Genomic DNA, 24154 nt, shown 5'->3' with positions numbered 1-24154 from the left:
AGTCGTTAAGGTATACTGTTTTCCCGTCTTGAAGCAATTCCCATTTAACCTGACGACTTAGGTTTCGCATGACAACTAATTATATTTTCGTCACCGGCGGTGTTGTATCTTCGCTGGGTAAAGGTATTGCTGCAGCTTCTTTGGCGGCAATTCTTGAAGCACGTGGCCTACAGGTCACAATCCTCAAACTGGATCCGTACATTAATGTCGATCCTGGTACCATGAGTCCAATTCAACACGGTGAGGTTTTTGTCACCGAAGACGGGGCCGAAACCGATCTCGACTTAGGTCATTATGAGCGTTTTATACGCACCCGTATGACCAAAAAGAATAACTTCACAGCAGGGCGGGTCTATGAAGACATTATTCGTCGTGAGCGTCGCGGTGAATTCTTAGGCGCGACCATCCAAGTTATTCCGCATATTACGAACGAAATCAAGCGTCGCATTATTGAAGGTGGCGAGGGGTATGACGTTGCTATCATTGAAATTGGCGGCACCGTTGGTGATATTGAATCGCAACCTTTCCTCGAAGCGATTCGACAGTTGGCTACCGAAGTCGGACGTGACCACACCATGTTCATGCATCTGACGTTGGTACCATTCTTAGGCGCTGCCGGCGAAGTAAAAACCAAGCCAACTCAGCATTCAGTGAAAGAGTTACGCTCGATTGGTATTCAACCAGATATTCTGGTTTGTCGCTCGGATCGTGCTTTACCCGCCAACGAACGCGCGAAAATCGCCTTGTTTACCAATGTTGAAGAACGCGCCGTTATTGGTCTGAAAGACGTTGATAGCATTTATAAGATCCCAGCGATTTTGAAGTCGCAAGGCTTAGATGAGCTGGTAGTCAATCGTTTCCGCTTAGACCGTCCGGAAGCCGACCTGTCGGAATGGGAGCAGGTTCTTTATCAAGAGTCGAACCCAAGTGGTGAAGTTACCGTAGGCTTTGTTGGTAAATATATTGAACTACCGGATGCCTATAAATCGGTAAACGAAGCGTTGGCGCATGCTGGCTTAAAAAATCGTTTAACGGTGAATATCCGCTATATTGATGCGCAAGATATCGAGACCAAAGGTGTTGCGAAATTAGCAGATGTTGACGCGATTATCGTTCCGGGTGGTTTTGGCGAACGCGGTATTCAAGGCAAAATCATGGCTGCGCAGTATGCTCGTGAACAGAAGATCCCGTATTTGGGAATCTGCTTAGGCATGCAAATCGCATTGATTGAATATGCTCGCCATGTTGCCGGTCTGGAAGGCGCTAACAGTACCGAATTTGACGCCGACGCAAAACATCCAGTGGTAGGTTTGATCACTGAGTGGATGGATGCACAAGGCCAAAAGGAACTCCGCGATCAGCATTCGGATCTTGGCGGCACGATGCGCTTAGGTGCGCAGCCATGCAACCTGGTAGCTGGCACTAAGGCATACGAACTTTATGCGAAAGACGTCATTCAGGAACGCCATCGTCATCGTTATGAAGTTAACGGCACCTACATCGAAAAGCTTGAAGCTGCTGGTTTGAAAATTTCTGGCTGGTCTCATGATAACCGTTTAGTTGAAATCATTGAGATCCCTGAGCATCCTTGGTTTATTGCAGCACAGTTCCACCCGGAGTTTACTTCAACCCCGCGTGATGGACACCCGCTGTTCCGTGGCTTTATTGAAGCTGCAGGTAAGTATCAGAAGCAACGTCGCGGCTGAAGGTCGCCGAAACAGGAGAGAAGTTTTAGCATGGCAACGATTCAATCAATTGTCGCTCGTGAGATTATGGATTCGCGCGGTAACCCAACTATTGAAGTTGACGTTCATTTAGCCGACGGACATTGGGGACGCGCAGCCGCGCCAAGTGGTGCTTCTACCGGCTCACGCGAAGCCTTGGAACTGCGTGATGGCGACAAAAGTCGTTATCTCGGCAAAGGGGTTTTACAAGCGGTAGCAAACGTCAACGAACGCATTGCCCCGCGGTTGAAGGGCGTGGATGCGACTGACCAAAGCACCGTAGACCAAATCATGCTGGACCTCGATGCAACCGAGAATAAAGCGAGCTTGGGTGCGAATGCGATTCTTGCTGTGTCATTGGCAAACGCCAAAGCGGCTGCGGCTAGCGCGGGCGTTCCACTGTACGCACATATTGCTCAGTTGAATGGCACTGCTAATAAGTTCAGTATGCCATTACCGATGATGAACATCTTGAATGGTGGTGAGCACGCTGATAACAACGTCGACATTCAGGAGTTTATGATTCAACCGGTTGGAGCACCAAGCTTCCGTGAAGGCTTACGCATGGGTGCTGAAATTTTTCATGCTCTTAAAAAAGTATTGCAAGAGCGTGGCTTAAGCACAGCGGTGGGCGATGAAGGTGGCTTTGCGCCAAACTTAAGCTCAAACGAAGAAGCCTTGGCCGTGATTGTTGAAGCTGTTGAGAAAGCCGGCTATCGCATGGGTGATGACATCACTCTTGCACTTGATTGTGCGGCGTCAGAGTTTTATCGCGACGGCAAATACCACTTGTCAGGTGAAGGTAAATCCTTCACGGCTGCTGAGTTTGCTGATTATTTAGCGGGTTTATGTGAGCGTTACCCAATCATTTCGATTGAAGATGGTCTTGACGAAAGTGATTGGCAAGGCTGGAAAATTCTCACCGATCGCTTGGGCGATAAAGTGCAATTAGTGGGCGACGATCTGTTTGTTACCAACACCAAAATTCTCAAGCGTGGTATTGACGAAGGGATCGGTAACTCTATTTTGATTAAATTCAATCAAATTGGCAGCTTAACTGAGACCCTTGCGGCGATTCGAATGGCGAATGACGCTGGTTTTACCGCCGTGATTTCACATCGTTCGGGCGAAACTGAAGATGCGACGATTGCTGATTTGGCGGTTGGAACCGCAGCCGGACAGATTAAGACCGGTTCGTTATGTCGCTCCGATCGAGTGGCGAAGTACAATCAACTTTTGCGTATCGAGCAGGAGTTGGGTGGTGAAGCTCCTTACCGTGGTCGCGCCGAAGTGCGGGCTGCTAAGTAAGCGACTGGTGCCCAAACAGTGAGTGAACAACGCGATATATTCGAAGTTGTTGAACAGCGACCGGGTTACGATCCGGTCGCTTTTCCTGAGCTCTGTACAGCGCTTTATGAGCGTGAACTCGCTGTATTATCGCAACTTCAGGTAAATTCCGCTGCCGGTCTTCAGCGGCGTCTACGTAGTTTAAGTTATTACATTCGCAATGCGGCTCGGGCCATGCTTAGTTGCGGTTGTCCATGCGAATTAGATGTCCAAAATGCGAGTTGGCAAGCGCCACAGAAACGGCAACTCAAAAGTACCGCCACTCGAGGACGTAAGCTTGAGAAGTGGCTGCAAAGTATAAATGTGCAGCTCGGCACGACAGTCCCCATTTTGAATTTAGATCCGCACCTGCAACAAGTAAGACTTGATTCAATTGATCGCATTGATCGTGAACAAGGTCGGGTTCATTGCAACGAGTTTGGTTGGTTCTTATTCACTGGCGAAAACTGTGAAAGCGAAGGCGATCATCTGTTGCTGGCAAAACCAGAGTTAACGTGGTTACAACCTGCGGTTTGCGGCCATCAATGGTCGCACAAAGGCCGCATTGACCCACGCACCTTGTCGCTTCGCGAACTCCTCCTCGCCACCGCGATTGATTGGCAGTTATTAAGTTAAGCCTAGCGACCAATAATCACCATTATTCCTGCGCCAATAACGAGCAATAGCGTTAACCGGCGAAATCCTTGTTCAGAGAGTTTACCGCTTAAACGATGGCCACCATAAGCTCCTAACAAAGCGCCCACGATCAAGACCAACAATGCGAGCGGATCAATCGTTGCATAGCGACCTTGCAGGCCAAAAGAAACCACGTTCGTCATTCCAAGTGCTAAAAAGAAAACCGCTAAAGTTGCACGGAATTCACTACGTGCAAGACGGTTTGCGGTTAAAAACAATACCACTGGCGGTCCGCCAAGCGTAAGCGCTCCATTCGCGAAGCCTGACAGGAGTCCAATCCCCGTTTGTTGTGGGAGTCTTGCGGGTAGTCGTAGTTGAATACCAAACCAAAACAGGAGCCCAGCGCTGATCACAAAGATTGCCATTCCTAGTTGCAAGGTCGCTAATGGCACGTAGGCGAGGGCGTAATTACCAAGCAAAGTACCGAATATCCCCGCTACAAAAAGGGGGCCCCAACGCCGCAGCGCTAAATAGTGGCGTAATAGCCATGCTAAATAGACCGCAAGTGCGACATTGATTAACGATAACATTGGGGTGAGCATGGTGAGCGGGAGCAGTAGGCTTAGTAGCGGCACGGCAACCAAGCCCGAGCCAAAACCGGTAATTCCTTGTAAAAAGGCTCCCGCAAACATGATCAATGCGATAAGGTAGTAGTCCATGTTAGCCTGTTAACATTTGGTTCGATGCGAAAGAAAGGTATACTTAGCACAATCATACCATGCGAGGGTGGCGATGCGTCTGTTAAAAGTCTTTCTCCTAGTGCTTTTGGTCGCACTGCAATACCGACTCTGGTTTGGCAAAAATAGCTTACCGGAGTATTGGCATTTGCAAGAAGACGTCGCGCGGCAAGAACAAACGAACCAGAAGTTACGCCAGCGCAACCAAGTGTTGATTGCTGACATTGAGGACTTGCGCGAAGGCGAAGTAGCTCTCGAGGAGCGTGCTCGCAACGAACTTGGCCTCATTAAACAAGACGAAACTTTTTTCCGATTAATTCCGAATAAACAACCTACCACTTATGACCCAGAATAACAGCGTGGCAGCTATCGTCCCGGCGGCGGGAATTGGGCGACGCATGCAAAGTACGCGGCCGAAGCAGTATCTGCAGATTGCGGGCGCTACTGTGCTAGAGTTGACCGTTAAATCGCTTAGCCAAGATCCGCGCATTAGCCACATTTTTATCGCCACCAGCGCTGAAGATGCGTATTACCCGACGCTGAATTTTAACACTTCCACCCCTATTACCCGAGTTGAGGGCGGTCCAACGCGTGCTGCTTCGGTGCAAAGTGGTGTTGCTGCAGCTGCGGCTGCTGGTTTTGTTTGGGTAGCTGTTCACGATGCGGCGCGTCCTTGTTTGAGTGCTGAGGAACTCGCATCGGTGCTAGACCATGCCTTAGCCGACGAGGTAGGTGCGCTACTGGCACTGCCCGTGGCAGATACTTTGAAGCGTGCGAGTGAGCAGCACCGCGCGCTCGTTACAGTGGCACGCGAGCAACTTTGGCAAGCGTTAACGCCGCAAGTTTTCCGCAGTGCAGAGTTGCTATCTGGCTTTATTCGGCTAGGCGTTGATAACCCTCAGTTAACCGATGAAGCGTCGGTGATCGAAGCTTTAGGTAAGCAACCAAAGTTGGTGCAAGGTAAACGCAGTAATATTAAGATCACCTTGCCGGGCGACGAACAGCTCGCCCATCTTTGGCTTACGGCAAAAACTTAAGAAGGAGACGAAATGCGCATAGGGCATGGCTACGATGTACACAAATTTGGTAGTGACAAGCCTTTAGTACTAGGTGGTATAAAGGTTGACTATGAGCAAGGTTTAATTGCTCATTCCGATGGTGATGTCGTCCTGCACGCGATAACGGATGCGGTTTTAGGTGCTTTGGGTAAAGGTGATATTGGTCACCACTTTCCTGATACTGACGCAACTTACGCGGGCGCTGATAGCGCGGAACTTCTTGCCAAGGTGGTGCAAATGGCTGCGCAAGAGGGCTATGTCTTGGGCAATCTCGACGTTACGATCGTGGCGCAAGCGCCCAAGCTGGCTCCCGTTATTACCGATATGCGTCGTCGTATTGCAGCAACGTTACGTGCCGATGTAAGTCGAGTCAATGTGAAAGCGACGACGACCGAGAAACTGGGTTTTGTTGGTCGCAAAGAGGGAATTGCCTGCCATGCAGTGGTGCTGATGCAGGAGGCGCCACTTGATTGAAGCAAACTTAGCTGAACTGAGTTATATGCATGGTCGCCCACAAGTGAGTGGCAGCTATAAGCAACAACCTAGCGACTTTCAAGTAACTGAGCTCCTTGACGTGACTGCCGAAGATGAGGGTGAGCATCAGTGGTTATGGGTTTATAAGAAGGGCGCTAATACAACTTTTGTCGCGCGTCAATTAGCTGAATTTGCCGGTGTTAGCGAACGCAACGTTAGTTATGCTGGCCTCAAGGACCGGCACGCTGAAACCTGGCAGTGGTTTTCAGTACAACTGCCGGGCAAAGCATTGCTCGACTGGCAGCAGCTTGAGCATCCAGAGTTTCGTGTCGAACGCGCTTTCCTGCGCAGTAAAAAACTGAAAATGGGTTTGCATCAGGGGAATGCATTTCGTTTGCGCTTGCGTCAGGTGAGCGATGTTGAGGCGCTGCAAGAGCGCTGGCAACAGCTTGTGCAACATGGTGTGCCAAACTATTTTGGTGAGCAACGGTTTGGCCGTGACGGGCAAAACCTGGTGAAGGCTGAAGCTTGGCTGACCGGTGAGATAAGTAATAAAAAGGCAAAAAAGTGGAGCCGTCAACAACAGGGAATGTTGTTATCGAGTATCCGCTCTTACCTATTCAATGTGCTTCTCAGTCAGCGTATCGAACACCAGCGACTTACCCCGGAGATCGGGGATTTTATGCTACTCAGCGGGACGCGTTCGTTTTTTCAAGTCGACCAACTCGATGGTACACTTATCGAACGTTGGCGTAGTGGTGATATTCATCTTTCGGGCCCTTTGCCGGGCGGCTATAAAGAACCGTGGCAAGAGCATTTGAGTCCGTTTGAGCATGAACAGTTACAAGGTTATCAAAACTTAGTTGATGGTTTACGCCAGAAGCGCGTGGATCTAGCGCGCCGGCGATTGCTATTAAAACTTGAGCAAGCAGCTTTCGAGTGCGTCGATACCGATACCGTCGAGGTAATGTTTAGTCTGCCGACGGGGAGTTTCGCCACCAGCGTACTTCGTGAATTAATGCAAGATGTGACAGAGGATGAAGCAGTATGATGAAGTTATTAGTGAGCAACGATGATGGCGTTCACGCACCAGGTATTGCAGCGCTTTACGAAGCGCTTAATGAAATTGCACAGGTGCGGGTTATTGCGCCAGATCGGAATTGTAGCGGTGCTAGTAATTCGTTGACGTTACATAACCCGTTACGCGTACAGAAACTTGATAATGGCTTTTTCTCGCTTAATGGTACTCCCACCGATTGCGTGCATTTGGGAACCAACTCACCACTTGCGGATGATGTCGATCTTGTTGTGTCGGGTATTAACGATGGGCCCAACATGGGCGACGATGTGCTCTATTCGGGAACCGTTGCTGCCGCTATGGAAGGGCGTTACATGGGCCTCCCGGCCATTGCAGTATCCATGGGCGATCGCACGCATGATTACTATGAAACTGCGGCTCGTGTGGTAGCTGATATCGTAAATAAAATGGCGGATAAACCGCTACGCCTTGACACAATTCTAAATATTAACGTTCCAGCGGTACCTTATGAGGAACTCAAAGGCATTAAAATTACTCGATTAGGTCGTCGCCACCGCGCTGAGACCATGGTTGAATCAAGCGATCCATTTGGCCGTAAAATTTATTGGTATGGTCCAATTGGTGGGCATCAAGATGACGGTGAAGACACTGATTTTTACGCTGTACGCGAGGGGTATGTCTCGATTACCCCCATCAGTTTGGACATGACAGCGAGAAGTCACCAAGTTACGTTAGCGGCGTGGCTTGACGAAACGACAGACTAATTATAACAACAAGAAAAACGACAATGATTCAAAATTTTCAGGGAATGGCAAAACGCTTGGTTGCGTTGCTGCGCGAGCAGGGGATCAGCAATGATCAGGTATTAGAGGTCATTGCGAATACTCCGCGTCATCTATTTATGCCGGAGTCTTTGGCGCATAAAGCCTATGAAAATACGGCGTTGCCGATTGGCAAGGGGCAAACAATCTCGCAACCTTTAATGGTGGCATCAATGACGCAACTTTTGATGCAGCATCATTGCCATAAAGTGCTGGAAATTGGTACCGGCAGTGGTTATCAAACCGCGATATTGGCGCAGTTAGTGGATAAGGTTTTTTCTGTCGAACGTATCGCTGAATTGCAATATCAAGCGAAGCGCCGCTTGAAAAAGCTCGATTTACACAACGTTAGCATGCGTCACGGTGATGGTTGGCAAGGCTGGCAAAGCAAAGCGCCGTTTGATGGCATTATCGTGACAGCCGCCGCTAGTGACATACCCCATGCACTAATGGAACAACTTGCCGATGGTGGGGTGATGATTATTCCTGTGGGGAGCATCAAACAGCGTTTAGTGGTGATTCGCCGGTTTGGTGATGACTACGAACATAAGCAACTCGGCGACGTTAAATTTGTGCCCCTTGTACCAGGAAGTTTGGCATGAAGCTGTTTAGTGCTCTTTATGATCGTGTCTTGCAATGGTCGCAACATCGTCGCGCACCCGCTATTTTGGTCGGCTTGAGTTTTACTGAATCTGTCATTTTTCCAATCCCACCGGATGTTATGTTGGCCCCAATGGCCATGACGCAGCCGCAACGTGCATGGTTTTTCGCATTTTTAACGACAATTGCATCGGTATTGGGTGGTATTGCCGGTTATTGGCTGGGATACTTTGCTTTTGAGCCCTTGGTGTTACCGCTCGTCGAGTGGGCTGGTTACCAAGAGAAACTAGCAACAGTGACAGATTGGTTTCAAAACTACGGGTTTTGGATTATTTTTATTGCGGGATTTTCGCCACTTCCTTATAAGCTTTTTACGGTGAGTGGTGGCATGCTGCAGGTTATGTTTATCCCGTTTGTGTTAGGCTCGTTGATAAGTCGCGGTCTACGTTTCTATTTGGTCGCTTGGCTGTTGAAAACAGGAGGGCCGAAGATGGCATTAAAGCTAAGAACTTATGTCGACCGTATCGGTTGGGCTATGGTCATCATCGCCGGAATTGCTTATGTATGGACGCGTTAGCTTCGTTCTCAGTCTCAGTTGTGTGCTGCTCCTCGTAGGCTGTGCTCAACGCCAGCAACCAGCTCCTGTTGAGAAAGTTTACCAGGGGCGCAGCATTTATGACTATGAAGCGAACAGCCTTGCTGGCAGCTCTTATCTGGTGCAAAAGGGCGACACACTCTATTCAATTGCCTTTCGCGCTAATATTGACGTGCGGATGCTGGCGCGCCTTAATGGCTTGCGTGAACCCTATACCATCTTCCCCGGTCAGCGCTTAACCTTAAGGGAAAGCTCACGACAAGCGAAAAAATCCCAACCTTTGACTACGACAAAGCGAATAGATCCACCACAAAGCGTTGATAAGACTCCTAAGAAAGAGTATGTTGAAGACAAAAGTAAAGAAAAGGTTACGAACTCGCCAGCTCTCCCAAGGCCGGAAATTAAGCGCGAAGTGTTCCCGAAAAGCAATGCGATTGCTTGGCGTTGGCCCACGGAGAACCAAGTTATTCGAGAGTTCACCGCTGCAGTGACAGGCCCTAAAGGCATCGACTTCACTGGCAAGAAGGGCGACATTGTGAAAGCCGCAGCGGCAGGTAAAGTGGTTTATGCTGGTAATGCGCTAAAAGGATATGGAAATTTAATTATCCTGAAACATAACGATGATTATATAACTGCGTACGCTCACAATGACAAGCTGTTAATAAAAGAACAACAGTGGGTCAGCGCAGGGGAAGCCATTGCCGAAATGGGTAATTCTGACGCCGAACGGGTGAAACTTCATTTCGAAGTCCGTTATCGCGGTAAGTCAGTAAATCCTCGGCATTATTTACCACGGGGGTCACAATGAGTCGACGGGATGAGGTGGATGACATCGATGAACAAGCAGTGATGTCAGAAATGGAAAAATCTGCGGCCGCTGACACTAGTGATGATGATAGCGAATTCGAAGAAATCATCGCTAATCGGGCGACTTACCAGAAAAAAATGGATGCAACACAGCTCTATCTTGGCGAAATTGGTTTCTCGCCGTTATTAACAGCTGAAGAAGAAGTTCATTTTTCGCGCCTTGCCCGCAAAGGCGATAAGGCGGCGCGTTGTCGTATGATCGAAAGTAACCTAAGGCTCGTGGTAAAAATCGCACGGCGCTACACCAATCGTGGTCTACCTTTACTCGATTTGGTTGAAGAGGGGAACCTTGGTCTGATCCGCGCTGTTGAAAAGTTTGATCCTGAGCGTGGTTTCCGATTTTCCACCTATGCGACGTGGTGGATCCGCCAAACGATTGAACGCGCCATTATGAACCAAACGCGGACGATTCGCTTACCTATTCATGTCGTGAAAGAGCTAAACAGCTATTTACGTGCATCACGTGAACTCGCACATAAACTCGACCATGAGCCCACGGCTGAGGATATCGCTGAGCAACTTGATGTTTCGGTAGCGGACGTGAGCCGTATGTTGCGTCTCAATGAGCGCATTGCATCGGTCGATACGCCATTAGGTGGCGACAACGATAAAGCTCTCGTTGACTTGCTGACGGATGAAAATGATCACGGTCCTGAAGGTGTCATGCAAGATGATGATCTGAAGGAGCACATTGTTGAATGGCTTGCTAGCCTGAATACCAAACAACGTGAGGTTTTAGCGCGGCGCTTTGGGCTCATGGGCTATGAACCCGCCACGCTTGAGGACGTAGGGCGCGAAATCGGTCTAACACGTGAGCGTGTACGCCAGATTCAAGTTGAAGCCTTACGTCGTTTGCGCGATATGCTACGGCAACAAGGTCTTAGCCTCGACGCACTGTTTCAGTACGACTAACAACCTTCCATGGTCACAAGCAACTTAAGATGACTTAAGTTGCTGTTGCCATCGCGCCAACCACTGCAAAGCTTCTATAGGTGTCATGCCATTGACTTCCAGCTGTTCCAGTTCTTGAATCAATGGGTGAGGCGGCGGCGCCACTTCTGATTTACGCTCGAGCGACAATTTTTGTTGTTGCGGTTGCTCTTGAGTGTGCGATTTTTCTAATTCCAATAAAACGTGTTTGGCACGCTGTAAGACGGGCCTTGGAAGACCCGCAAGTTGGGCAACCTGTACACCGAAACTACGATTTGCTGCACCATCACTGACCCGATGTTCAAACACGATGTGATCGTCGTGTTCAGTTGCTTCAACATGCACATTCCTGCAGCCTGGTAATTGCGCGATACTCTGCGTAAGTTCAAAATAGTGCGTTGCAAACAGCGTCAAAGCGCGATTTTGTTGCAGCAAAGCTTCTGCACAGGCCCAAGCCAACGCTAAGCCGTCATAGGTCGACGTACCACGACCAATCTCATCCATAAGCACTAAACTTTGCGGTGTAGCATTATGCAAAATGGTTGCGGCTTCGGTCATTTCGACCATAAAGGTTGAGCGTCCAGAGGCAAGATCATCTGATGCCCCAATCCGCGTGAAGATGCGATCGATAGGACCGAGTTGCGCTGCCGCAGCGGGTACATAGCTGCCGCAGTATGCGAGAATAGCGATCAGCGCTGTTTGCCGCATATAGGTTGATTTACCGCCCATATTAGGGCCCGTAATCAATAGCATGTGATCTTGCGCATCGAGGCGCACGTCATTGGCAATAAAGGGTTCTTCGAGTTGTGCTTCGATGACCGGGTGGCGCGCTGCCTGCAACTCTATGCCGCGCTCTGCTGTCAATGACGGACGGCAATAATTGTGGGTGAGGGCTTGTTTGGCAAAACTGTGCAATACATCGAGCTCTGCCACCGCGCGAGCGGTGCGTTGCAAACTACTAAGCTGTTCAGCCGCTTCATTGAGTAATGCATCGTACAACCATTTTTCGCGCGCTAACGCACGTGATTGCGCTTGCAAAACTTTGTCTTCGTAAGTTTTCAACTCGGGAATAATGTAGCGTTCGGCATTTTTAAGCGTTTGTCGTCGTTGATAGTCCGCAGGAATATGCGCAGCTGCTGCACGACTCGCTTCAAGGTAATAACCATGCACTTTATTGTAGCCAACCTTCAAGGTTTGAATACCAGTGCGCTCACGTTCACGCGTTTCTATTTGTTTTAAAAAGTCAGTGGCGCCAGCGGCAAGAGCCCGTTGTTCGTCAAGTTCTTCGTCAAAACCGTCGGCTAAAACACCGCCGTCGCGAATGAGTAAAGGAGGCGATTCAACCAAGGCAGCTTCGAGTGTACTGCGCAGTTCAGGCAATTCGGCCAGTTGTGCATGCCAAGGCATGAGTGCACTGAGATCATTCAGTTGTTGACGCACTTCTGGCAGTGCTTGCAGCGCACTACGTAAGCGCGTCAGATCTCGCGGTCGTGCGCTACGCAGGGCAATGCGTGAGAGAACGCGTTCGAGATCGCCAATGGCGCGTAACTGTTGGCGTATGGTAGCTAAATCTTGGTCTTGTAAGGTCGCCACGGCATCGTAACGGCTTGCTATTTCTTTGCTGTTGCGAATCGGGCGCTGTAACCAACGTCTCAACAAGCGTGCACCCATGGCTGTGGCGGTGCGATTAATGGTATTGAAAAGTGACGTCGTACCGCCGCTAAGCGATGTAACCAGTTCTAGGTTGCGTTGTGTTGCGGCGTCCATCTGCACCGCGTCAGAACTCTGCTCCGCATGAATGGCTTGGATATGCGGTAAAGCTGCGCGCTGCGTTAGTTTTACGTAGTTTAATAAAGCTCCGGCTGCGCCTAACGCCACAGGCAAGTGGCTAACCCCAAAACCGTCAAGGTGTTGCACAGCAAATTGACGGCACAAGAGTGCGTGGGCACTATCGCTCGCGAACTCCCAGTCAGGGCGTGCGCGGCGCGCTTCACACGGGTGCCATGTTGTTTGCCATTGCACCGTGTCTGGATACAGCAGCTCGGCCGGTTGTAAGCGCTGTAGCTCGGCTTGTAGTGCCGCTTCGCTGGCCACTTCACTGACGCTGAAACGACCGCTTGCCAGATCAAGACTGGCAATTCCAAAATGGTGCTGGCCTTCGCGTTCTTGTGGGGCTACAGCAACGAGTAAGTTTTCGCTGCCTTCATTGAGCAACGCTTCATCAGTTACGGTGCCCGGCGTAAGTACCCTTACCACTTTGCGTTCAACGGGGCCTTTGCTGGTGGCGGGGTCACCTACTTGTTCACAGATAGCCACTGATTCACCAAGCTGCAAGAGTCGCGCAAGATAGTTTTCTGCCGCATGATACGGCACGCCAGCCATTGGAATCGGCTTACCATTACTCGCACCGCGTTGAGTTAGTGAAATGTCTAACAGCTCAGCCGCTTTTTGCGCATCTTGGTAAAATAATTCGTAAAAATCCCCCATGCGATAGAATAAAAGCGTGTCGGCGTGTTCCGCCTTAATACGCAAGTATTGCTGCATCATGGGTGTATGCGCAGAAAAGTCTGTACTGGGAGTTGTCGCTTGCGGCATGCCTGTTATTATCCGTAGTAGCGTTATTTTTAAAAGGTGCCAATGGCAAAATGGTAACACAATCTCATTATGATCTGGCAGTAGAAATCGGTCGTTGGTTGCAACAACGCAACTGGCGAATTGCTACCGCAGAATCCTGCACGGCAGGAGGGATAGGGTATGCTTTAAGTGCGGTTGCCGGGAGCTCGGCGTGGCTTGAAGGCGGCTTCATTACCTACAGTAATACGCTGAAAGAACGTATTCTCGGTGTGCCAAACGAGGTACTGCAAAGCGCCGGCGCGGTATCGGCGGCGACGGCAGAAGCAATGGCTGTAGGTGCGCTTCGGTTGGCGTCGACTGAAGTTGCCATTGCGGTGACTGGCATTGCGGGGCCTAGTGGCGGCAGCGTGGACAAACCTGTCGGATTAGTATGGTTTGGACTCGCATGGAAGGGCGGTCAAATGAGCTGGAAGTGCCATTTCGAGGGCGATCGCTCGGCGGTGAGGGAGGCTACTATCAGCGAAGCTCTGCGGTGTTTTGAAAAAATCTCTTGATACTGTATAAAAATACAGTATACTCAATTTTAACGCATTCAATAGAACGGACATTACCATGAGCAACGATAAACAAAAAGCACTTGATGCGGCGCTTAGCCAAATCGAACGTCAATTCGGCAAAGGCTCTATTATGCGCTTGGGTGATAACCAAGCGATGGATATTGCGTCAGTACCGACCGGTTCTTTAAGTTTAGATATCGCGTTAGGGATTGGCGGGTTGCCTTTTGGTCGTGTGGTAGAGATCTATGGTCCAGAGTCGAGTGGTAAAACGACACTTACATTGCAAGTGATCGCTGAGGCTCAGAAAATGGGTAAAACCTGTGCTTTCGTTGATGCAGAGCACGCACTCGACCCAGTCTACGCTGAAAAGCTTGGTGTTAACGTCGATGAACTCTTGGTATCGCAACCTGATACAGGTGAACAAGCATTAGAAATTTGTGACATGCTGGTACGTTCAGCAGCAGTCGACGTGGTTATTGTTGACTCGGTTGCAGCACTCACACCAAAAGCAGAAATTGAAGGTGAAATGGGTGACAGCCATGTAGGCTTGCAAGCGCGCCTTATGTCACAAGCGCTACGTAAGCTAACGGCGAATATTAAAAAATCAAACAGCCTGTGTATCTTTATCAACCAAATTCGCATGAAGATTGGGGTAATGTTTGGTAACCCAGAAACCACAACTGGTGGTAATGCATTGAAGTTCTACTCATCAGTGCGTCTTGATATCCGTCGCACCGGTGCTGTCAAAGAAGGTGATGAAGTCGTAGGTAATGAAACCCGCGTGAAAGTTGTGAAGAATAAAGTAGCCCCACCATTCAAGCAAGCTGAATTCCAGATTATGTACGGTACTGGTATTTCTAAAGAGGGTGAGCTTATCGATCTTGGCGTGAAGCAAAAGATTGTAGATAAAGCTGGTGCTTGGTATAGCTATAATGGTGATAAGATTGGTCAAGGCAAAGCCAATGCAATGAAATTCTTGATCGAGAATAAGGCTATTGCTGAAGATATCGAAAAGCGTCTACGCGAACAGTTACTCGCTAAACCTGTAAAGGGTGGCGATGCAGCGAAAAGTGAAAACAAAGACGCTGAATTAGCTGATGATGATTTAGTTTAATAAGGAATAGATTTGCGATGAGTTATGTCAAAGTTGCTCTCGCACTAGGCTCTGGTGCAGCACGTGGCTGGTCCCATATCGGCGTAATCAAAGCGCTTCAAGAGATGGGGATTGAAGTCAATATGGTTGCAGGAACATCAATCGGCTCCCTTGTGGGGGCCGGTTTTGCTTCTGGCCGTATCGATGAGCTCGAAGAATGGGTTCGGGATATGGGACGTTGGCAAGTCTTTAACTTGCTCGATTTTGGTTTTAGTCATGGCGGTATTATCCAAGGCGAAAAGGTCTTCAGCCATGCTCGTGAACGCTTTGGCTCGGTAGAGATTGAGGATCTCGATATTATCTATGGAGCGGTAGCGACGGATCTTTATACAGGGCGCGAGGTGTGGTTACGAAAAGGCGATATCTACCACGCTGCCCGTTCTTCGTGTGCGATGCCAGGCTTACTTGCGCCAGCGGCGCATAATGGTCGATGGTTGGTTGATGGTGGCTTAGTAAATCCGGTTCCAGTGTCACTTTGTCGAGCGCTTGGCGCCGATTTTGTGATTGCGGTGCATTTAAACTCACAATTGAATGCAGCAGCAATTGAGGCTCGTGGCAAGCACGCTCCTCCTCATCCAGAGCCGCAAGCCGATATCCATGGTGTATCTACGAAAGTACAAACAACAGCAGTCGACACCGGTGCAGCTCATGAGAAGACTGATTTAGCGAAAGAAGATAAAGACAAAGAGGATGAAGGCTTCTTTAAGAGCTTCCTCACCGCTAGTGGACAGTATTGGGATAACGTAGTTGATAAGTTTAGTGGTCCATCACATAAAGCGCCAGGTATGTTTGGGGTGATGGCCGGTGCAATTGATATCATGCAGGAACGAATCACCAAGGCTCGTATTGCCGGAGATCCGCCGGATATTTTGGTCCAACCTAAACTTGGTCACATTGGTCTATTAGAGTTTGAACGTGGTAATGAAGCAATCGATATTGGCTATGAAACGACAATGCGCATGAAAGACTACATTTTGAGTGAATTAGAACTTTATGCTGAACGTCGTGGTTAATTTGTAGCTGGTGCTTTATAGATAAAAAAACGCCGCATTCTCAAGAGTGCGGCGTTTTTGCTTTTCAGAGCTTCGATCAAGGCATGTTATTGATCGAGTTGACGTTCCATTTCATCAAAGGTGTTTTGCAGTTCCTGTGTAGGTTTAGCCGTTGCCAAGCTGACCACAATGATGGCCACTGTACAAAGGATAAAGCCTGGAATGATCTCGTAAACATAAGAACTTAAAGCTTCACCGTCGATGACTGGTGCATAAATCCAAAACAGCACAGTTGCCGCACCTACGACCATACCCGCAAGTGCACCGTGGCGATTCATGCGCTTCCAGAACAAGCTGAGAATGATGACCGGGCCGAAGGCGGCACCGAAGCCTGCCCAGGCGTTAGCAACTAAGCCAAGGATGGTATTCTCAGGGTTCCACGCCAATGCAATGGCGACCAATGAAACGATGAGTACTGATATACGTCCAACAAATACCAGTTCTTTATCGCTAGCATCGCGACGTAAGAAGGCTTTATAGAAGTCTTCCGTTAGCGAGCTCGAGGTGACTAGCAGTTGCGATGAGATGGTACTCATAATCGCGGCCAAGATTGCTGCCAGCAAGAAGCCTGCAATTAAAGGGTGGAATAAGAATTGCGAGAAAATAATGAAAATGGTCTCGGGATCGGCCAAGGTCATTTTGGTTTCAGCAACATAGGCAATACCAACGAAACCAGTGACCATAGCGCCGATAATAGAGACCGTCATCCATGAGATACCGATGCGGCGTGCCGCTTTGATATCCTTCACTGAACGAATGGCCATAAAGCGCACGATAATGTGCGGTTGCCCGAAATAACCTAGACCCCATGCCAGAAGCGATATGATACCGAGAAACGACAACTGATTTACGGTTGAGTCGGCAATAGATCCGTCACGGAAATAGTCGAGGAAGTCGGGGTTAATCGAACGTACTTGCTCAGTCACGGAGGCCATGCCACCGAGGTCAAATATCGCAACGATTGGCACCAAGACCAACGCAACGAACATGATACACCCTTGCACAAAGTCGGTCATACTTACCGCTAAAAAGCCCCCGAAAAGGGTATAAGCACAGACCACACCAGCGGTTACCCACAGGCCTAAGCTGTAGTCCAAGCCAAAGGCTGAACTGGCAAAGAGCTTACCACCGGCAACTAAGCTCGCCGAGGTATAAAGGGTGAAAAAGATAATGATCACGACGGACGAGAATACGCGTAATAAGCGCGCTTTATCGTCGAAGCGATTGGCAAAATAATCCGGAATGGTAATTGAATCGTTTGCCACCTCGGTGTACATACGCAGCCGCGGGGCTACGATGATGTAGTTAAGGTAGGCACCTACGACCAAACCCACTGCGATCCAAAGCTGGGATACCCCTGAAACATAAATCGCACCGGGTAAGCCCATAAGCATCCAACCGCTCATGTCTGATGCACCGGCTGAAAGGGCAGTTACACCAGGGCCTAAACGACGGCCTCCAAGCATGTAACCTGAAACATCATCGGTCGATTTCTTATACGCGTACAGACCAATCCCCAGCATTGCTATGAAATAGAGCGCTAATGATATAAGCGTACCTGTTTCCAAAGCTTTACTCCTTCGTTGTTGAATGTAACGGCACTTTATATTTATGTTCCGAATGCAACAGCGTTTTCGTTAGTTGCTCTTCGGGATGATTTATCAGTGCCTTAGTTGTTCCAAACTCGATCATTTTACCACGATGCATTATTAAGATCTTGTCTGAAACGTGTTTCACGATCTCCGCCGAATGTGAGACGAAAATGAATGAAATACCCATATCTTCTTGAAGATCGAGTATAAGATTAATGATTTGAGCTCTAATCGATGGGTCCAATGCGACGAAGGCTTCATCGGCAACAACGATTTGCGGTTCTAAAACAATTGCCCGCGCAATACATACGCGCTGCTGCTGGCCACTCGCTAACATGTGTGGATAAAAATGATAGTGGTCAGGCAATAAACCAACTTTCCGCAGTACCTCGTGAACTCGCTGTTTCTGCTCCTGAGGGCTCATTTGCGTGTTAAAAATAAGTGGTTCGCAAAGTTGCTTACCGACCGTTATTTGCGGGTTCAACGAGCGCAGGCTGTCTTGAAATATCATCCGAACATGGCGACACCGTTGTTGGTCTGTCATGCTCGACATGGCTTGCCCGTTAAGGAAAATCTCGCCCGCTGAGGCGCGTTCGGCACCGGCAATTAACTTGGCTATCGTCGATTTACCTGATCCTGTTTCGCCCATTATCGCGAGCGTTTCTCCACGCTCTAGGCTAAAGCTTAAAGGTTCAAGTGCGCAAATACGTTGCCCCGGCATCCAACCGTCTTTATGCACGTAGTATTTCGAAATAGCTTGAACGTCCAGTAGTTTAGTCATGTTCGCTATCCTTATGGAGTGGATAGTGACAAGCAAATTGCACTTGCTGTTGCTTGGTGAGCGCTGGCTGATGAATACAAGCTCGTCTTGCATAAGGGCATCGAGGGCCAAGCCGACAGCCGATGGGCATGTGTTGCAATGTCGGAATAGCACCCGATAAGGTTGGTAGGCGCGTTTTTGGCGCAATGTCTTGGTCAGACAGGCTCATACTTAACATGGCATCGGTGTACGGGTGATAAGGCTTCTGCATGACTTCTTCAGTCGGACCGGTTTCCATGAGTTGACCGCAATAGATCAGACTAATGCGTTGGCTTTCGGGGATAACTGCGGTCAAATCTTGCGTAATCATTAAGATCGACATACCTTGACCCGCACTAAGCTTCGCTAATAAACGGTATATTTGACCACGGGTGCTCGGTTCCATTGCTGTGGTGGGCTCGTCGGCAATGAGCAACTTAGGATTGTGTGCAATTGCCATCGCAATACTGATTTTCTGTGCCAGTCCTTCGGAGAGTTCGTGCGGATAACGTTCCATAACATCGGCGGTATCTTTGATGCCAACCCGATGCAGTAAACGCTCAGCGCGGGTCTGTCGATCTGCGCGCCGCTTCAAGTAAACACCACTTAGTTCACCGGTTGGAATACTTTCGCGCAGTTGTGCGCCGACTTTATCATTGGGATCGAGATAACTGCTTGGATCTTGGAAGATCATCGCCATATCACGACCGGTCACAATGCGCCGTTGGGCGGCGTTCAGTGCCAACAAATCATAATGCCGCCACCACAGTCGGTCCGCTGTGATTTTCCAACGTGGATTAATAAATCCAAGTATCGCTTTCGCCAATAGACTTTTACCCGAGCCGGATTCACCCACTAAGGTGTGAATCTCACCCTCGGCTAGCTGCAAATTAAATCGATCGAGCACTCGTACAGGGCCATTTTCAGTTTCGAGTTCAATCGATAAATTGCGAATGTCTAATATGGCACTCATGAATTTCTCACTCGTTCAGCAATCGCTGCACGGATACTATCGCCCAGTACATTGATTGACAAAATCGTCAAGAACAAGGCTAAACCAGGTAGCACCATCATCCAAGGAGATACGTAGACTTGGTCAAGGCTGCGCGCAAGCATTGTTCCCCATTCCGGTGCCGGAGCCTGTACGCCAAGGCCCAAAAAGCCAAGGGCGGCTATATCTAAAATTGCAGTCGATAGGGCAAACGTGGTTTGCATTACCAGTACGCTGGTAATATTTGGAAAGACGACGCGCGTTAACATGTACCAGCGGGTTACCCCATTAAGTCGTGATGCGGTAACGTATTCTTTATAACGCTCATCGTAAATAGCGTTATGCACCACGTGGATGAACTGAGGAATCAACACCAGCGTTATGGCGAACATAACATTAATTAACGATGGCCCCAGCATTGCAATGATGACCAACGCAAGCAGGAGTGACGGGATCGAAAGGATCACATCGAGCAAATGATTTAACGTTGACGATTGCACTCCCCTAGACATTCCAGCCCAGGCGCCAATACTAATTCCGATGACTGCCGCAATGACTACGGCGATAAGCGGATAACCAAGACTGTAAACAGAGCCGGCGATAATCCGCGAAAGAATGTCGCGGCCAAGATCATCGGTGCCGAAGAGAAAGTTAATTTCACCGGATTCATCCCAGCTCGGTGGCTGCAATATTGCATCAGCAAATTGGGCGTCGGGACTATAGGGAGTGAGCCAAGCGGAACCGAGCATAACGACTAACGCTAGGCTGAGTATGTAAAACGCTACCACGGCGAAAGGGTTACTATTGACATGTAACCAAAGCTGCCGCAACGGCGAGGGTTCGCGTTGTTGAAAGTAAATATTAGCGTTCGGCATAAAGTTCCTTTCGTACTTGCGGGTAGCGCCAAGCATGGAACAGCTCTACAGCAACATTGACCAGCAGGATGAGCGCAGCGATGGCGAAAAGACCGCCTTGCATAACTGGGTAATCACGCTCATAAATACTTTTTACCAGCCAGCTTCCGACACCGGGCCAGTTAAAAATCACTTCCGTGACAATAATATTACTCATCAGAATACTAAACATGAGGCCTAATTGCCGAACGACGGGCTGCATGGCATTGGGTAGGGCATGGCGTAGCAAAATGCGGGTTTCGCTGAGGCCACGTGCGCGAGCTGAGCGAATATAGTTTTGCTGCAAGACTTCAAGCATGCTGTTGCGCGTAATGCGCATGAGCATGGTCGCTGGCATGATGGCTAGTACAATGACTGGTAACCACAGATGATTTATTGCATCAGCGAGGGCCGCACCTTTATAGGGGGAGTTACTTAGTAGTATGTCGAGTAAAATGGAGCCGCTTTGCACATCAATGTCGAACAATGGATTCACTTGGCTGGAAATTGGCGTCCAGCCTAATTTGACTGCAAAAAATAGAATAAACAGCTGGGCAAGCCAGAAGACAGGAATTGAATAGGCGCTCAACGATAATCCCATCACCACGCGGTCCATGCTGCCACGTTGTTGGCCTGCGGCGTAAAGACCAAGCGGTGCGCCAATAGCCATTGCTAAAGCCATCGCCAGAACACTAAGCTCCAATGTTGCGCCTAGCAGCGGCAGCAAGTCAGTAAAAACGTCGCGTTGGGTAGATAACGACTGTCCCCAGTCACCGCTAATGAAGTGTCCTAGGAACGCTAAATATTGCGAAAACAAAGAGCTATCAAAACCGCGCTCACTCACTAGACGTTGGTAGGCGAGGGCGTCACTCGCGCGAACTCCCGTCATATTAGTTAATGCGTCACCGGGAAAAAAGTAGTTTAACGCAAATAGGAATACGGTCAGTAACCACAGGGTCACGAACAATAGAATTAAGCGGCGTAAGGTATAGCGGATCATTGTTGTTCCTCGCTTACCGCAGCACTAGCTTGACTTTGCCGATAGGCATGGCGAAAGCTTAAGCCGCCGTATGCGGGTACCTCAACACCATGAATGTCGCTGCGAAAAGCCTGAAAGCGCATTGAGTTGGCAATGGGGACCAAGGGCACTTCGCGGTAAATCCAGTTTTCCGCCTCATGATAGAAGCCTTTGCGCCGTTCAAGGCTATCTACAGTAATAGCGCGGAGTATTAGTTCGTCGAATTTCGGATCGCACCAATTGGCACGATTGGTTCCGACGTTAAGGGCCGCGCAGCTTAGTAACGGGCGAAAAAAATTATCAGGATCGGCATTATCGGCAATCCAGCCGATCAAAACACTATCATGTTCGTCCCGCGCAAGACGCCTCCGGAAGGCATTCCACTCATAGGATACGATATTGGCTTGAACCCCTACTTGTGCCAAATCGGCTTGAATCAGCTCAGCCATTTTTTGTGCATTTGGATTGTAAGCTCGCTGCACGGGCATGGCCCAAATATCAAAGCTGAAGCCTTCTGGGAAGCCAGCTTCCGCAAGTAGTTCACGGGCACGCTCAGGGTTGTAACCATAGGTTAAGTCGACGGGACTATAAGCCCACGATGTCTCTGGCAAAATACCAGTGGCGAGACGCGCATTGCCATTGTAAACAGTTTGAATAATAGCCTGTCGGTTGACAGCATGGGCGAGGGCGCGGCGAACTTTAACGTTATCAAATGGCGGCCGTTCGGTATTAAATGCCCAGAAGGCAATATTGGGATTCACTGTGCTGGTGATTTTGATCTCATCACCAGTATCCAATAGTGCCAGCTCTTCAACCAGTGGATAAGGAATGACATCACATTCACCGGTCAATAATTTCAGCATACGTTTATTGGCACTTTGCGTTATCGAGTAGACCAATTGCTTGATTGCGGCAGGTTCACGCCAGTAATTATCGTGGCTTCGATAGCGTATGATCAAATCTTTACGGAAGTCTTCGAAGACGAATGGGCCCGTGCCAATTGGGCGTTTGTCCAGCTGTGCTGGCGTGCCGCGAGCGAGCAGTTCAGCGCCATACTCAGCGGAAAGAATGATGGCAAAATCGGTCGCCAGATTAGCTAAAAACGAGCTGTCGCTGCGCGCCAGCTCAAATTCGACAGTGTGCGAGTCGATGGCTCGAACCTGTGTAATAAGCTTATTTAAGCCGCTGGCGGTAAAGAACGGGTAACTCCCGCCGTTAACGTTGTGATACGGATGGTCTTCGTGTAGCCAACGTCGAAAGCTAAACACCACATCATCAGCGTTAAACGATCGAGTGGGAGTGAACCAAGGAGTGCTATGAAACTGGACATCGTCGCGTAAGCTAAAGCGATAGCGTTTACCTTTGTCTAATGCTTGCCACGCGGTGGCAAGTGCGGGAACAAAGGCTTGTTGCGTTTCGTCATAGTCGATCAAGCGGTCGTAAAGCTGGGCTGAGCTTGCGTCGATGGTGGTGCCGGAAGTACCTAGCTGTGGGTTAAAGCTTTCTGGATTGCCTTCCGAGCAATAAACGATACCTTCTTGTAAGGGGGCGGCATCGTGCACAGCAGGGCTACAGCCGCTTAGCAAAGCAGATAATGTCGCGAAAGGTACCACAATTGCGATTTGAGAGAAGCGCATTTAGCTCGTTGACCCGTCTAGTAATGAGTATTTTTTTAAATAACCACGCAACTGATGATAGGTTAGGCCGAGCAGTTCCGCAGTTTTCTTCTGATTAAATTGTGCATGGCTCAGCGCTTGTTGTAAAACTTCGGTTTCAAAGTTAGCCACTGCATCCTTAAATTCAATCGGGCCTTGATTGAAATTAAGTGGTTGACTCGTGGATTCATTTGTACTTGCGGTGACTTCCACAGATGGTTGGGTTGCCGATGGGGCTTCGCCATTTGTTCGGTGCGCCGCAACTTGTGGCCTCCAAGGACTAGCAAAGGGGTCGACGATGATGTCATCAAGTGGAATAGCACCGCTACCTAAGCGATACACCGAGCGCTCGACGACATTTTTAAGTTCGCGGATATTTCCCGGCCAGTGATAATCAAGTAATGTTTTTTTAGCGCGCTCAGTAAAGCCACTAAAAAGTTCAAAGTGAAGCTCGCGAGCCATTTGAATTGCGAAATGCTCTGCCAACACAAGAATATCTTCTCGACGTTCGCGCAATGGTGGCAGCGTGATGACATCAAAAGCTAGACGGTCGAGCAAGTCAGCTCGAAACTGCCCCTGTTCGGCCAAAGAAGGAAGATCTTCGTTGGTCGCTGCGATTAAGCGAACATCAGTACTCACAGTTTTACTTCCGCCAACGCGCTCAAACTCACCATACTCGATGACACGCAGGATTTTTTCTTGCACTAAGGCTGAGGTATTTGCCAACTCGTCAAGAAAAAGTGTGCCTTGGTCGGCGCGCTCGAAGCGGCCTTCATGACGCTTTTGTGCGCCGGTAAAAGCACCAGCTTCATGGCCAAAAAGTTCACTTTCTAATAGGCTTTCGCTTAACGCTGCGCAATTGAGTTTAATGTAATTTTGCTCCCAGCGTTCCGAGAGAAAGTGCAAGCGGGCGGCGATCAGCTCCTTGCCCGTACCGCGTTCGCCGATAATTAAAACAGGCTTATTGAGTGGTGCGATCTGCGAAACCTGTTCTAAGACGGCAAGAAAGCTGTTGGCCTCACCGATAAGGTTATCCGCTTCTCTTGAGCGACGCATGAAGAGC

24 protein-coding genes are annotated in these 24154 nt (G+C 49.2%); 15 read left to right on the top strand and 9 right to left on the bottom strand.

All coding sequences use genetic code 11. The features are described 5' to 3' along the window. Nucleotides 1–68: 68 nt before the first annotated feature. From NV375_RS03215 to NV375_RS03205, 3 genes are read left to right on the top strand one after another with little or no spacing between them, the layout of a single operon-like run. The gene (locus NV375_RS03215) at nucleotides 69–1706 is read left to right on the top strand and encodes a CTP synthase (RefSeq protein ID WP_258806941.1); all 1638 of its coding nucleotides are present in this window, start codon (nucleotides 69–71) and stop codon (nucleotides 1704–1706) included. Nucleotides 1707–1736: 30 nt separating this feature from the next. Next, the gene (gene eno, locus NV375_RS03210) at nucleotides 1737–3032 is read left to right on the top strand and encodes a phosphopyruvate hydratase (protein WP_258806940.1); all 1296 of its coding nucleotides are present in this window, start codon (nucleotides 1737–1739) and stop codon (nucleotides 3030–3032) included. An 18-nt stretch (nucleotides 3033–3050) separates the two neighbouring features. After that, nucleotides 3051–3686, top strand: a complete 636-nt coding sequence (locus tag NV375_RS03205; RefSeq protein ID WP_258806939.1) for a hypothetical protein — start codon at nucleotides 3051–3053, stop codon at nucleotides 3684–3686. Between the two features lie 2 nt (nucleotides 3687–3688). Here NV375_RS03205 and NV375_RS03200 read toward each other — a convergent pair whose 3' ends face one another. Then, nucleotides 3689–4405, bottom strand: a complete 717-nt coding sequence (locus NV375_RS03200; protein WP_258806938.1) for a sulfite exporter TauE/SafE family protein — start codon at nucleotides 4403–4405, stop codon at nucleotides 3689–3691. A 73-nt stretch (nucleotides 4406–4478) separates the two neighbouring features. Here NV375_RS03200 and ftsB point away from each other — a divergent pair, with 73 nt between their 5' ends. Genes ftsB through rpoS form a run of 9 tightly spaced genes read left to right on the top strand, consistent with a single transcriptional unit; the run spans nucleotide 4479 to nucleotide 10789 of the window. Next, the gene (gene ftsB / locus NV375_RS03195) at nucleotides 4479–4778 is read left to right on the top strand and encodes a cell division protein FtsB (RefSeq protein WP_126770499.1); all 300 of its coding nucleotides are present in this window, start codon (nucleotides 4479–4481) and stop codon (nucleotides 4776–4778) included. Between the two features lie 4 nt (nucleotides 4779–4782). After that, nucleotides 4783–5460: a 2-C-methyl-D-erythritol 4-phosphate cytidylyltransferase gene (gene ispD / locus NV375_RS03190; RefSeq protein WP_258806937.1), complete on the top strand. Its 678-nt coding sequence runs from the start codon at nucleotides 4783–4785 to the stop codon at nucleotides 5458–5460. Nucleotides 5461–5472: 12 nt separating this feature from the next. Continuing rightward, nucleotides 5473–5955, top strand: a complete 483-nt coding sequence (ispF, locus tag NV375_RS03185; RefSeq protein ID WP_258806936.1) for a 2-C-methyl-D-erythritol 2,4-cyclodiphosphate synthase — start codon at nucleotides 5473–5475, stop codon at nucleotides 5953–5955. Continuing rightward, entirely contained in the window at nucleotides 5948–7006 is a 1059-nt protein-coding gene (truD, locus tag NV375_RS03180; protein WP_258806935.1) for a tRNA pseudouridine(13) synthase TruD, read from the top strand. The genes ispF and truD overlap by 8 nt, the downstream gene beginning before the upstream one ends. After that, nucleotides 7003–7758, top strand: coding sequence for a 5'/3'-nucleotidase SurE (gene surE, locus NV375_RS03175; RefSeq protein WP_258806934.1), 756 nt, complete (start codon nucleotides 7003–7005; stop codon nucleotides 7756–7758). The genes truD and surE overlap by 4 nt, the downstream gene beginning before the upstream one ends. Nucleotides 7759–7781: 23 nt before the next feature. Further along, nucleotides 7782–8417: a protein-L-isoaspartate(D-aspartate) O-methyltransferase gene (locus tag NV375_RS03170; RefSeq protein ID WP_126770490.1), complete on the top strand. Its 636-nt coding sequence runs from the start codon at nucleotides 7782–7784 to the stop codon at nucleotides 8415–8417. Continuing rightward, nucleotides 8414–8992, top strand: coding sequence for a YqaA family protein (locus NV375_RS03165; protein WP_258806933.1), 579 nt, complete (start codon nucleotides 8414–8416; stop codon nucleotides 8990–8992). Before NV375_RS03170 ends, NV375_RS03165 begins: the two co-directional genes overlap by 4 nt. Beyond that, a complete protein-coding gene (locus NV375_RS03160; protein WP_258806932.1) occupies nucleotides 8928–9818 on the top strand; it encodes a peptidoglycan DD-metalloendopeptidase family protein in 891 nt (296 codons plus the stop codon). Before NV375_RS03165 ends, NV375_RS03160 begins: the two co-directional genes overlap by 65 nt. Beyond that, on the top strand, nucleotides 9815–10789 hold the full coding sequence (rpoS, locus tag NV375_RS03155) for an RNA polymerase sigma factor RpoS (RefSeq protein ID WP_126770484.1): 975 nt from the start codon (nucleotides 9815–9817) through the stop codon (nucleotides 10787–10789). The genes NV375_RS03160 and rpoS overlap by 4 nt, the downstream gene beginning before the upstream one ends. Before the next feature lie 24 nt (nucleotides 10790–10813). On the opposite strand, the gene mutS is transcribed toward rpoS, so the two are convergent. Further along, a complete protein-coding gene (mutS, locus tag NV375_RS03150) occupies nucleotides 10814–13402 on the bottom strand; it encodes a DNA mismatch repair protein MutS (RefSeq protein WP_258806931.1) in 2589 nt (862 codons plus the stop codon). 50 nt (nucleotides 13403–13452) lie between these two features. On the opposite strand from mutS, the gene NV375_RS03145 reads away from it, so the two are divergent. The 3 genes from NV375_RS03145 to NV375_RS03135 are packed head-to-tail and all read left to right on the top strand — an operon-like array spanning nucleotide 13453 to nucleotide 16104. Next, on the top strand, nucleotides 13453–13935 hold the full coding sequence (locus NV375_RS03145; protein ID WP_258806930.1) for a CinA family protein: 483 nt from the start codon (nucleotides 13453–13455) through the stop codon (nucleotides 13933–13935). Nucleotides 13936–13993: 58 nt separating this feature from the next. Beyond that, a complete protein-coding gene (gene recA, locus NV375_RS03140; protein ID WP_258806929.1) occupies nucleotides 13994–15052 on the top strand; it encodes a recombinase RecA in 1059 nt (352 codons plus the stop codon). Nucleotides 15053–15069: 17 nt separating this feature from the next. Beyond that, a complete protein-coding gene (locus tag NV375_RS03135; RefSeq protein ID WP_258806928.1) occupies nucleotides 15070–16104 on the top strand; it encodes a patatin-like phospholipase family protein in 1035 nt (344 codons plus the stop codon). Between the two features lie 86 nt (nucleotides 16105–16190). Here the strand turns inward: NV375_RS03135 and putP are convergent, their stop codons facing one another. Genes putP through pspF form a run of 7 tightly spaced genes read right to left on the bottom strand, consistent with a single transcriptional unit; the run spans nucleotide 16191 to nucleotide 24147 of the window. Then, nucleotides 16191–17711: a sodium/proline symporter PutP gene (putP, locus tag NV375_RS03130; RefSeq protein WP_258806927.1), complete on the bottom strand. Its 1521-nt coding sequence runs from the start codon at nucleotides 17709–17711 to the stop codon at nucleotides 16191–16193. Nucleotides 17712–17715: 4 nt separating this feature from the next. Next, the gene (locus NV375_RS03125) at nucleotides 17716–18516 is read right to left on the bottom strand and encodes an ATP-binding cassette domain-containing protein (RefSeq protein ID WP_258806926.1); all 801 of its coding nucleotides are present in this window, start codon (nucleotides 18514–18516) and stop codon (nucleotides 17716–17718) included. Continuing rightward, complete coding sequence (locus tag NV375_RS03120) at nucleotides 18509–19507, bottom strand: oligopeptide/dipeptide ABC transporter ATP-binding protein (protein WP_258240292.1); 999 nt, start codon at nucleotides 19505–19507, stop codon at nucleotides 18509–18511. Before NV375_RS03120 ends, NV375_RS03125 begins: the two co-directional genes overlap by 8 nt. Then, nucleotides 19504–20400: an ABC transporter permease subunit gene (locus tag NV375_RS03115; protein WP_258806925.1), complete on the bottom strand. Its 897-nt coding sequence runs from the start codon at nucleotides 20398–20400 to the stop codon at nucleotides 19504–19506. Before NV375_RS03115 ends, NV375_RS03120 begins: the two co-directional genes overlap by 4 nt. Then, nucleotides 20387–21418, bottom strand: a complete 1032-nt coding sequence (locus NV375_RS03110; RefSeq protein WP_258806924.1) for an ABC transporter permease — start codon at nucleotides 21416–21418, stop codon at nucleotides 20387–20389. Before NV375_RS03110 ends, NV375_RS03115 begins: the two co-directional genes overlap by 14 nt. Further along, entirely contained in the window at nucleotides 21415–23073 is a 1659-nt protein-coding gene (locus NV375_RS03105; protein ID WP_258806923.1) for an ABC transporter substrate-binding protein, read from the bottom strand. The genes NV375_RS03110 and NV375_RS03105 overlap by 4 nt, the downstream gene beginning before the upstream one ends. Further along, nucleotides 23074–24147 (bottom strand): phage shock protein operon transcriptional activator, encoded by a 1074-nt coding sequence (gene pspF, locus NV375_RS03100; RefSeq protein ID WP_258806922.1) that lies wholly within the window; start codon nucleotides 24145–24147, stop codon nucleotides 23074–23076. Nucleotides 24148–24154 lie beyond the last annotated feature (7 nt).

It is taken from the genome of Pseudidiomarina sp. CB1, from assembly GCF_024752025.1.
In the GTDB taxonomy this organism is placed as follows: domain Bacteria; phylum Pseudomonadota; class Gammaproteobacteria; order Enterobacterales; family Alteromonadaceae; genus Pseudidiomarina.
The sequence above is the reverse complement of the archived record's forward strand: the minus strand, read 5'-3'. Positions and strand labels throughout refer to the sequence as shown.

What these genes read in the sequence shown, in the direction of transcription:
- NV375_RS03115 (WP_258806925.1), bottom strand. Translation starts at nt 20,400, where the DNA reads ATGCCGAACGCTAATATTTACTTTCAACAACGCGAACCCTCGCCGTTG.
- ispF (WP_258806936.1), top strand. Translation starts at nt 5,473, where the DNA reads ATGCGCATAGGGCATGGCTACGATGTACACAAATTTGGTAGTGACAAG.
- NV375_RS03165 (WP_258806933.1), top strand. Translation starts at nt 8,414, where the DNA reads ATGAAGCTGTTTAGTGCTCTTTATGATCGTGTCTTGCAATGGTCGCAA.
- NV375_RS03120 (WP_258240292.1), bottom strand. Translation starts at nt 19,507, where the DNA reads ATGAGTGCCATATTAGACATTCGCAATTTATCGATTGAACTCGAAACT.
- rpoS (WP_126770484.1), top strand. Translation starts at nt 9,815, where the DNA reads ATGAGTCGACGGGATGAGGTGGATGACATCGATGAACAAGCAGTGATG.
- mutS (WP_258806931.1), bottom strand. Translation starts at nt 13,402, where the DNA reads ATGCCGCAAGCGACAACTCCCAGTACAGACTTTTCTGCGCATACACCC.
- NV375_RS03160 (WP_258806932.1), top strand. Translation starts at nt 8,928, where the DNA reads ATGTCGACCGTATCGGTTGGGCTATGGTCATCATCGCCGGAATTGCTT.
- NV375_RS03200 (WP_258806938.1), bottom strand. Translation starts at nt 4,405, where the DNA reads ATGGACTACTACCTTATCGCATTGATCATGTTTGCGGGAGCCTTTTTA.
- NV375_RS03215 (WP_258806941.1), top strand. Translation starts at nt 69, where the DNA reads ATGACAACTAATTATATTTTCGTCACCGGCGGTGTTGTATCTTCGCTG.
- NV375_RS03110 (WP_258806924.1), bottom strand. Translation starts at nt 21,418, where the DNA reads ATGATCCGCTATACCTTACGCCGCTTAATTCTATTGTTCGTGACCCTG.
- surE (WP_258806934.1), top strand. Translation starts at nt 7,003, where the DNA reads ATGATGAAGTTATTAGTGAGCAACGATGATGGCGTTCACGCACCAGGT.
- recA (WP_258806929.1), top strand. Translation starts at nt 13,994, where the DNA reads ATGAGCAACGATAAACAAAAAGCACTTGATGCGGCGCTTAGCCAAATC.
- eno (WP_258806940.1), top strand. Translation starts at nt 1,737, where the DNA reads ATGGCAACGATTCAATCAATTGTCGCTCGTGAGATTATGGATTCGCGC.
- NV375_RS03125 (WP_258806926.1), bottom strand. Translation starts at nt 18,516, where the DNA reads ATGACTAAACTACTGGACGTTCAAGCTATTTCGAAATACTACGTGCAT.
- NV375_RS03170 (WP_126770490.1), top strand. Translation starts at nt 7,782, where the DNA reads ATGATTCAAAATTTTCAGGGAATGGCAAAACGCTTGGTTGCGTTGCTG.
- pspF (WP_258806922.1), bottom strand. Translation starts at nt 24,147, where the DNA reads ATGCGTCGCTCAAGAGAAGCGGATAACCTTATCGGTGAGGCCAACAGC.
- NV375_RS03105 (WP_258806923.1), bottom strand. Translation starts at nt 23,073, where the DNA reads ATGCGCTTCTCTCAAATCGCAATTGTGGTACCTTTCGCGACATTATCT.
- NV375_RS03135 (WP_258806928.1), top strand. Translation starts at nt 15,070, where the DNA reads ATGAGTTATGTCAAAGTTGCTCTCGCACTAGGCTCTGGTGCAGCACGT.
- NV375_RS03145 (WP_258806930.1), top strand. Translation starts at nt 13,453, where the DNA reads ATGGTAACACAATCTCATTATGATCTGGCAGTAGAAATCGGTCGTTGG.
- ftsB (WP_126770499.1), top strand. Translation starts at nt 4,479, where the DNA reads ATGCGTCTGTTAAAAGTCTTTCTCCTAGTGCTTTTGGTCGCACTGCAA.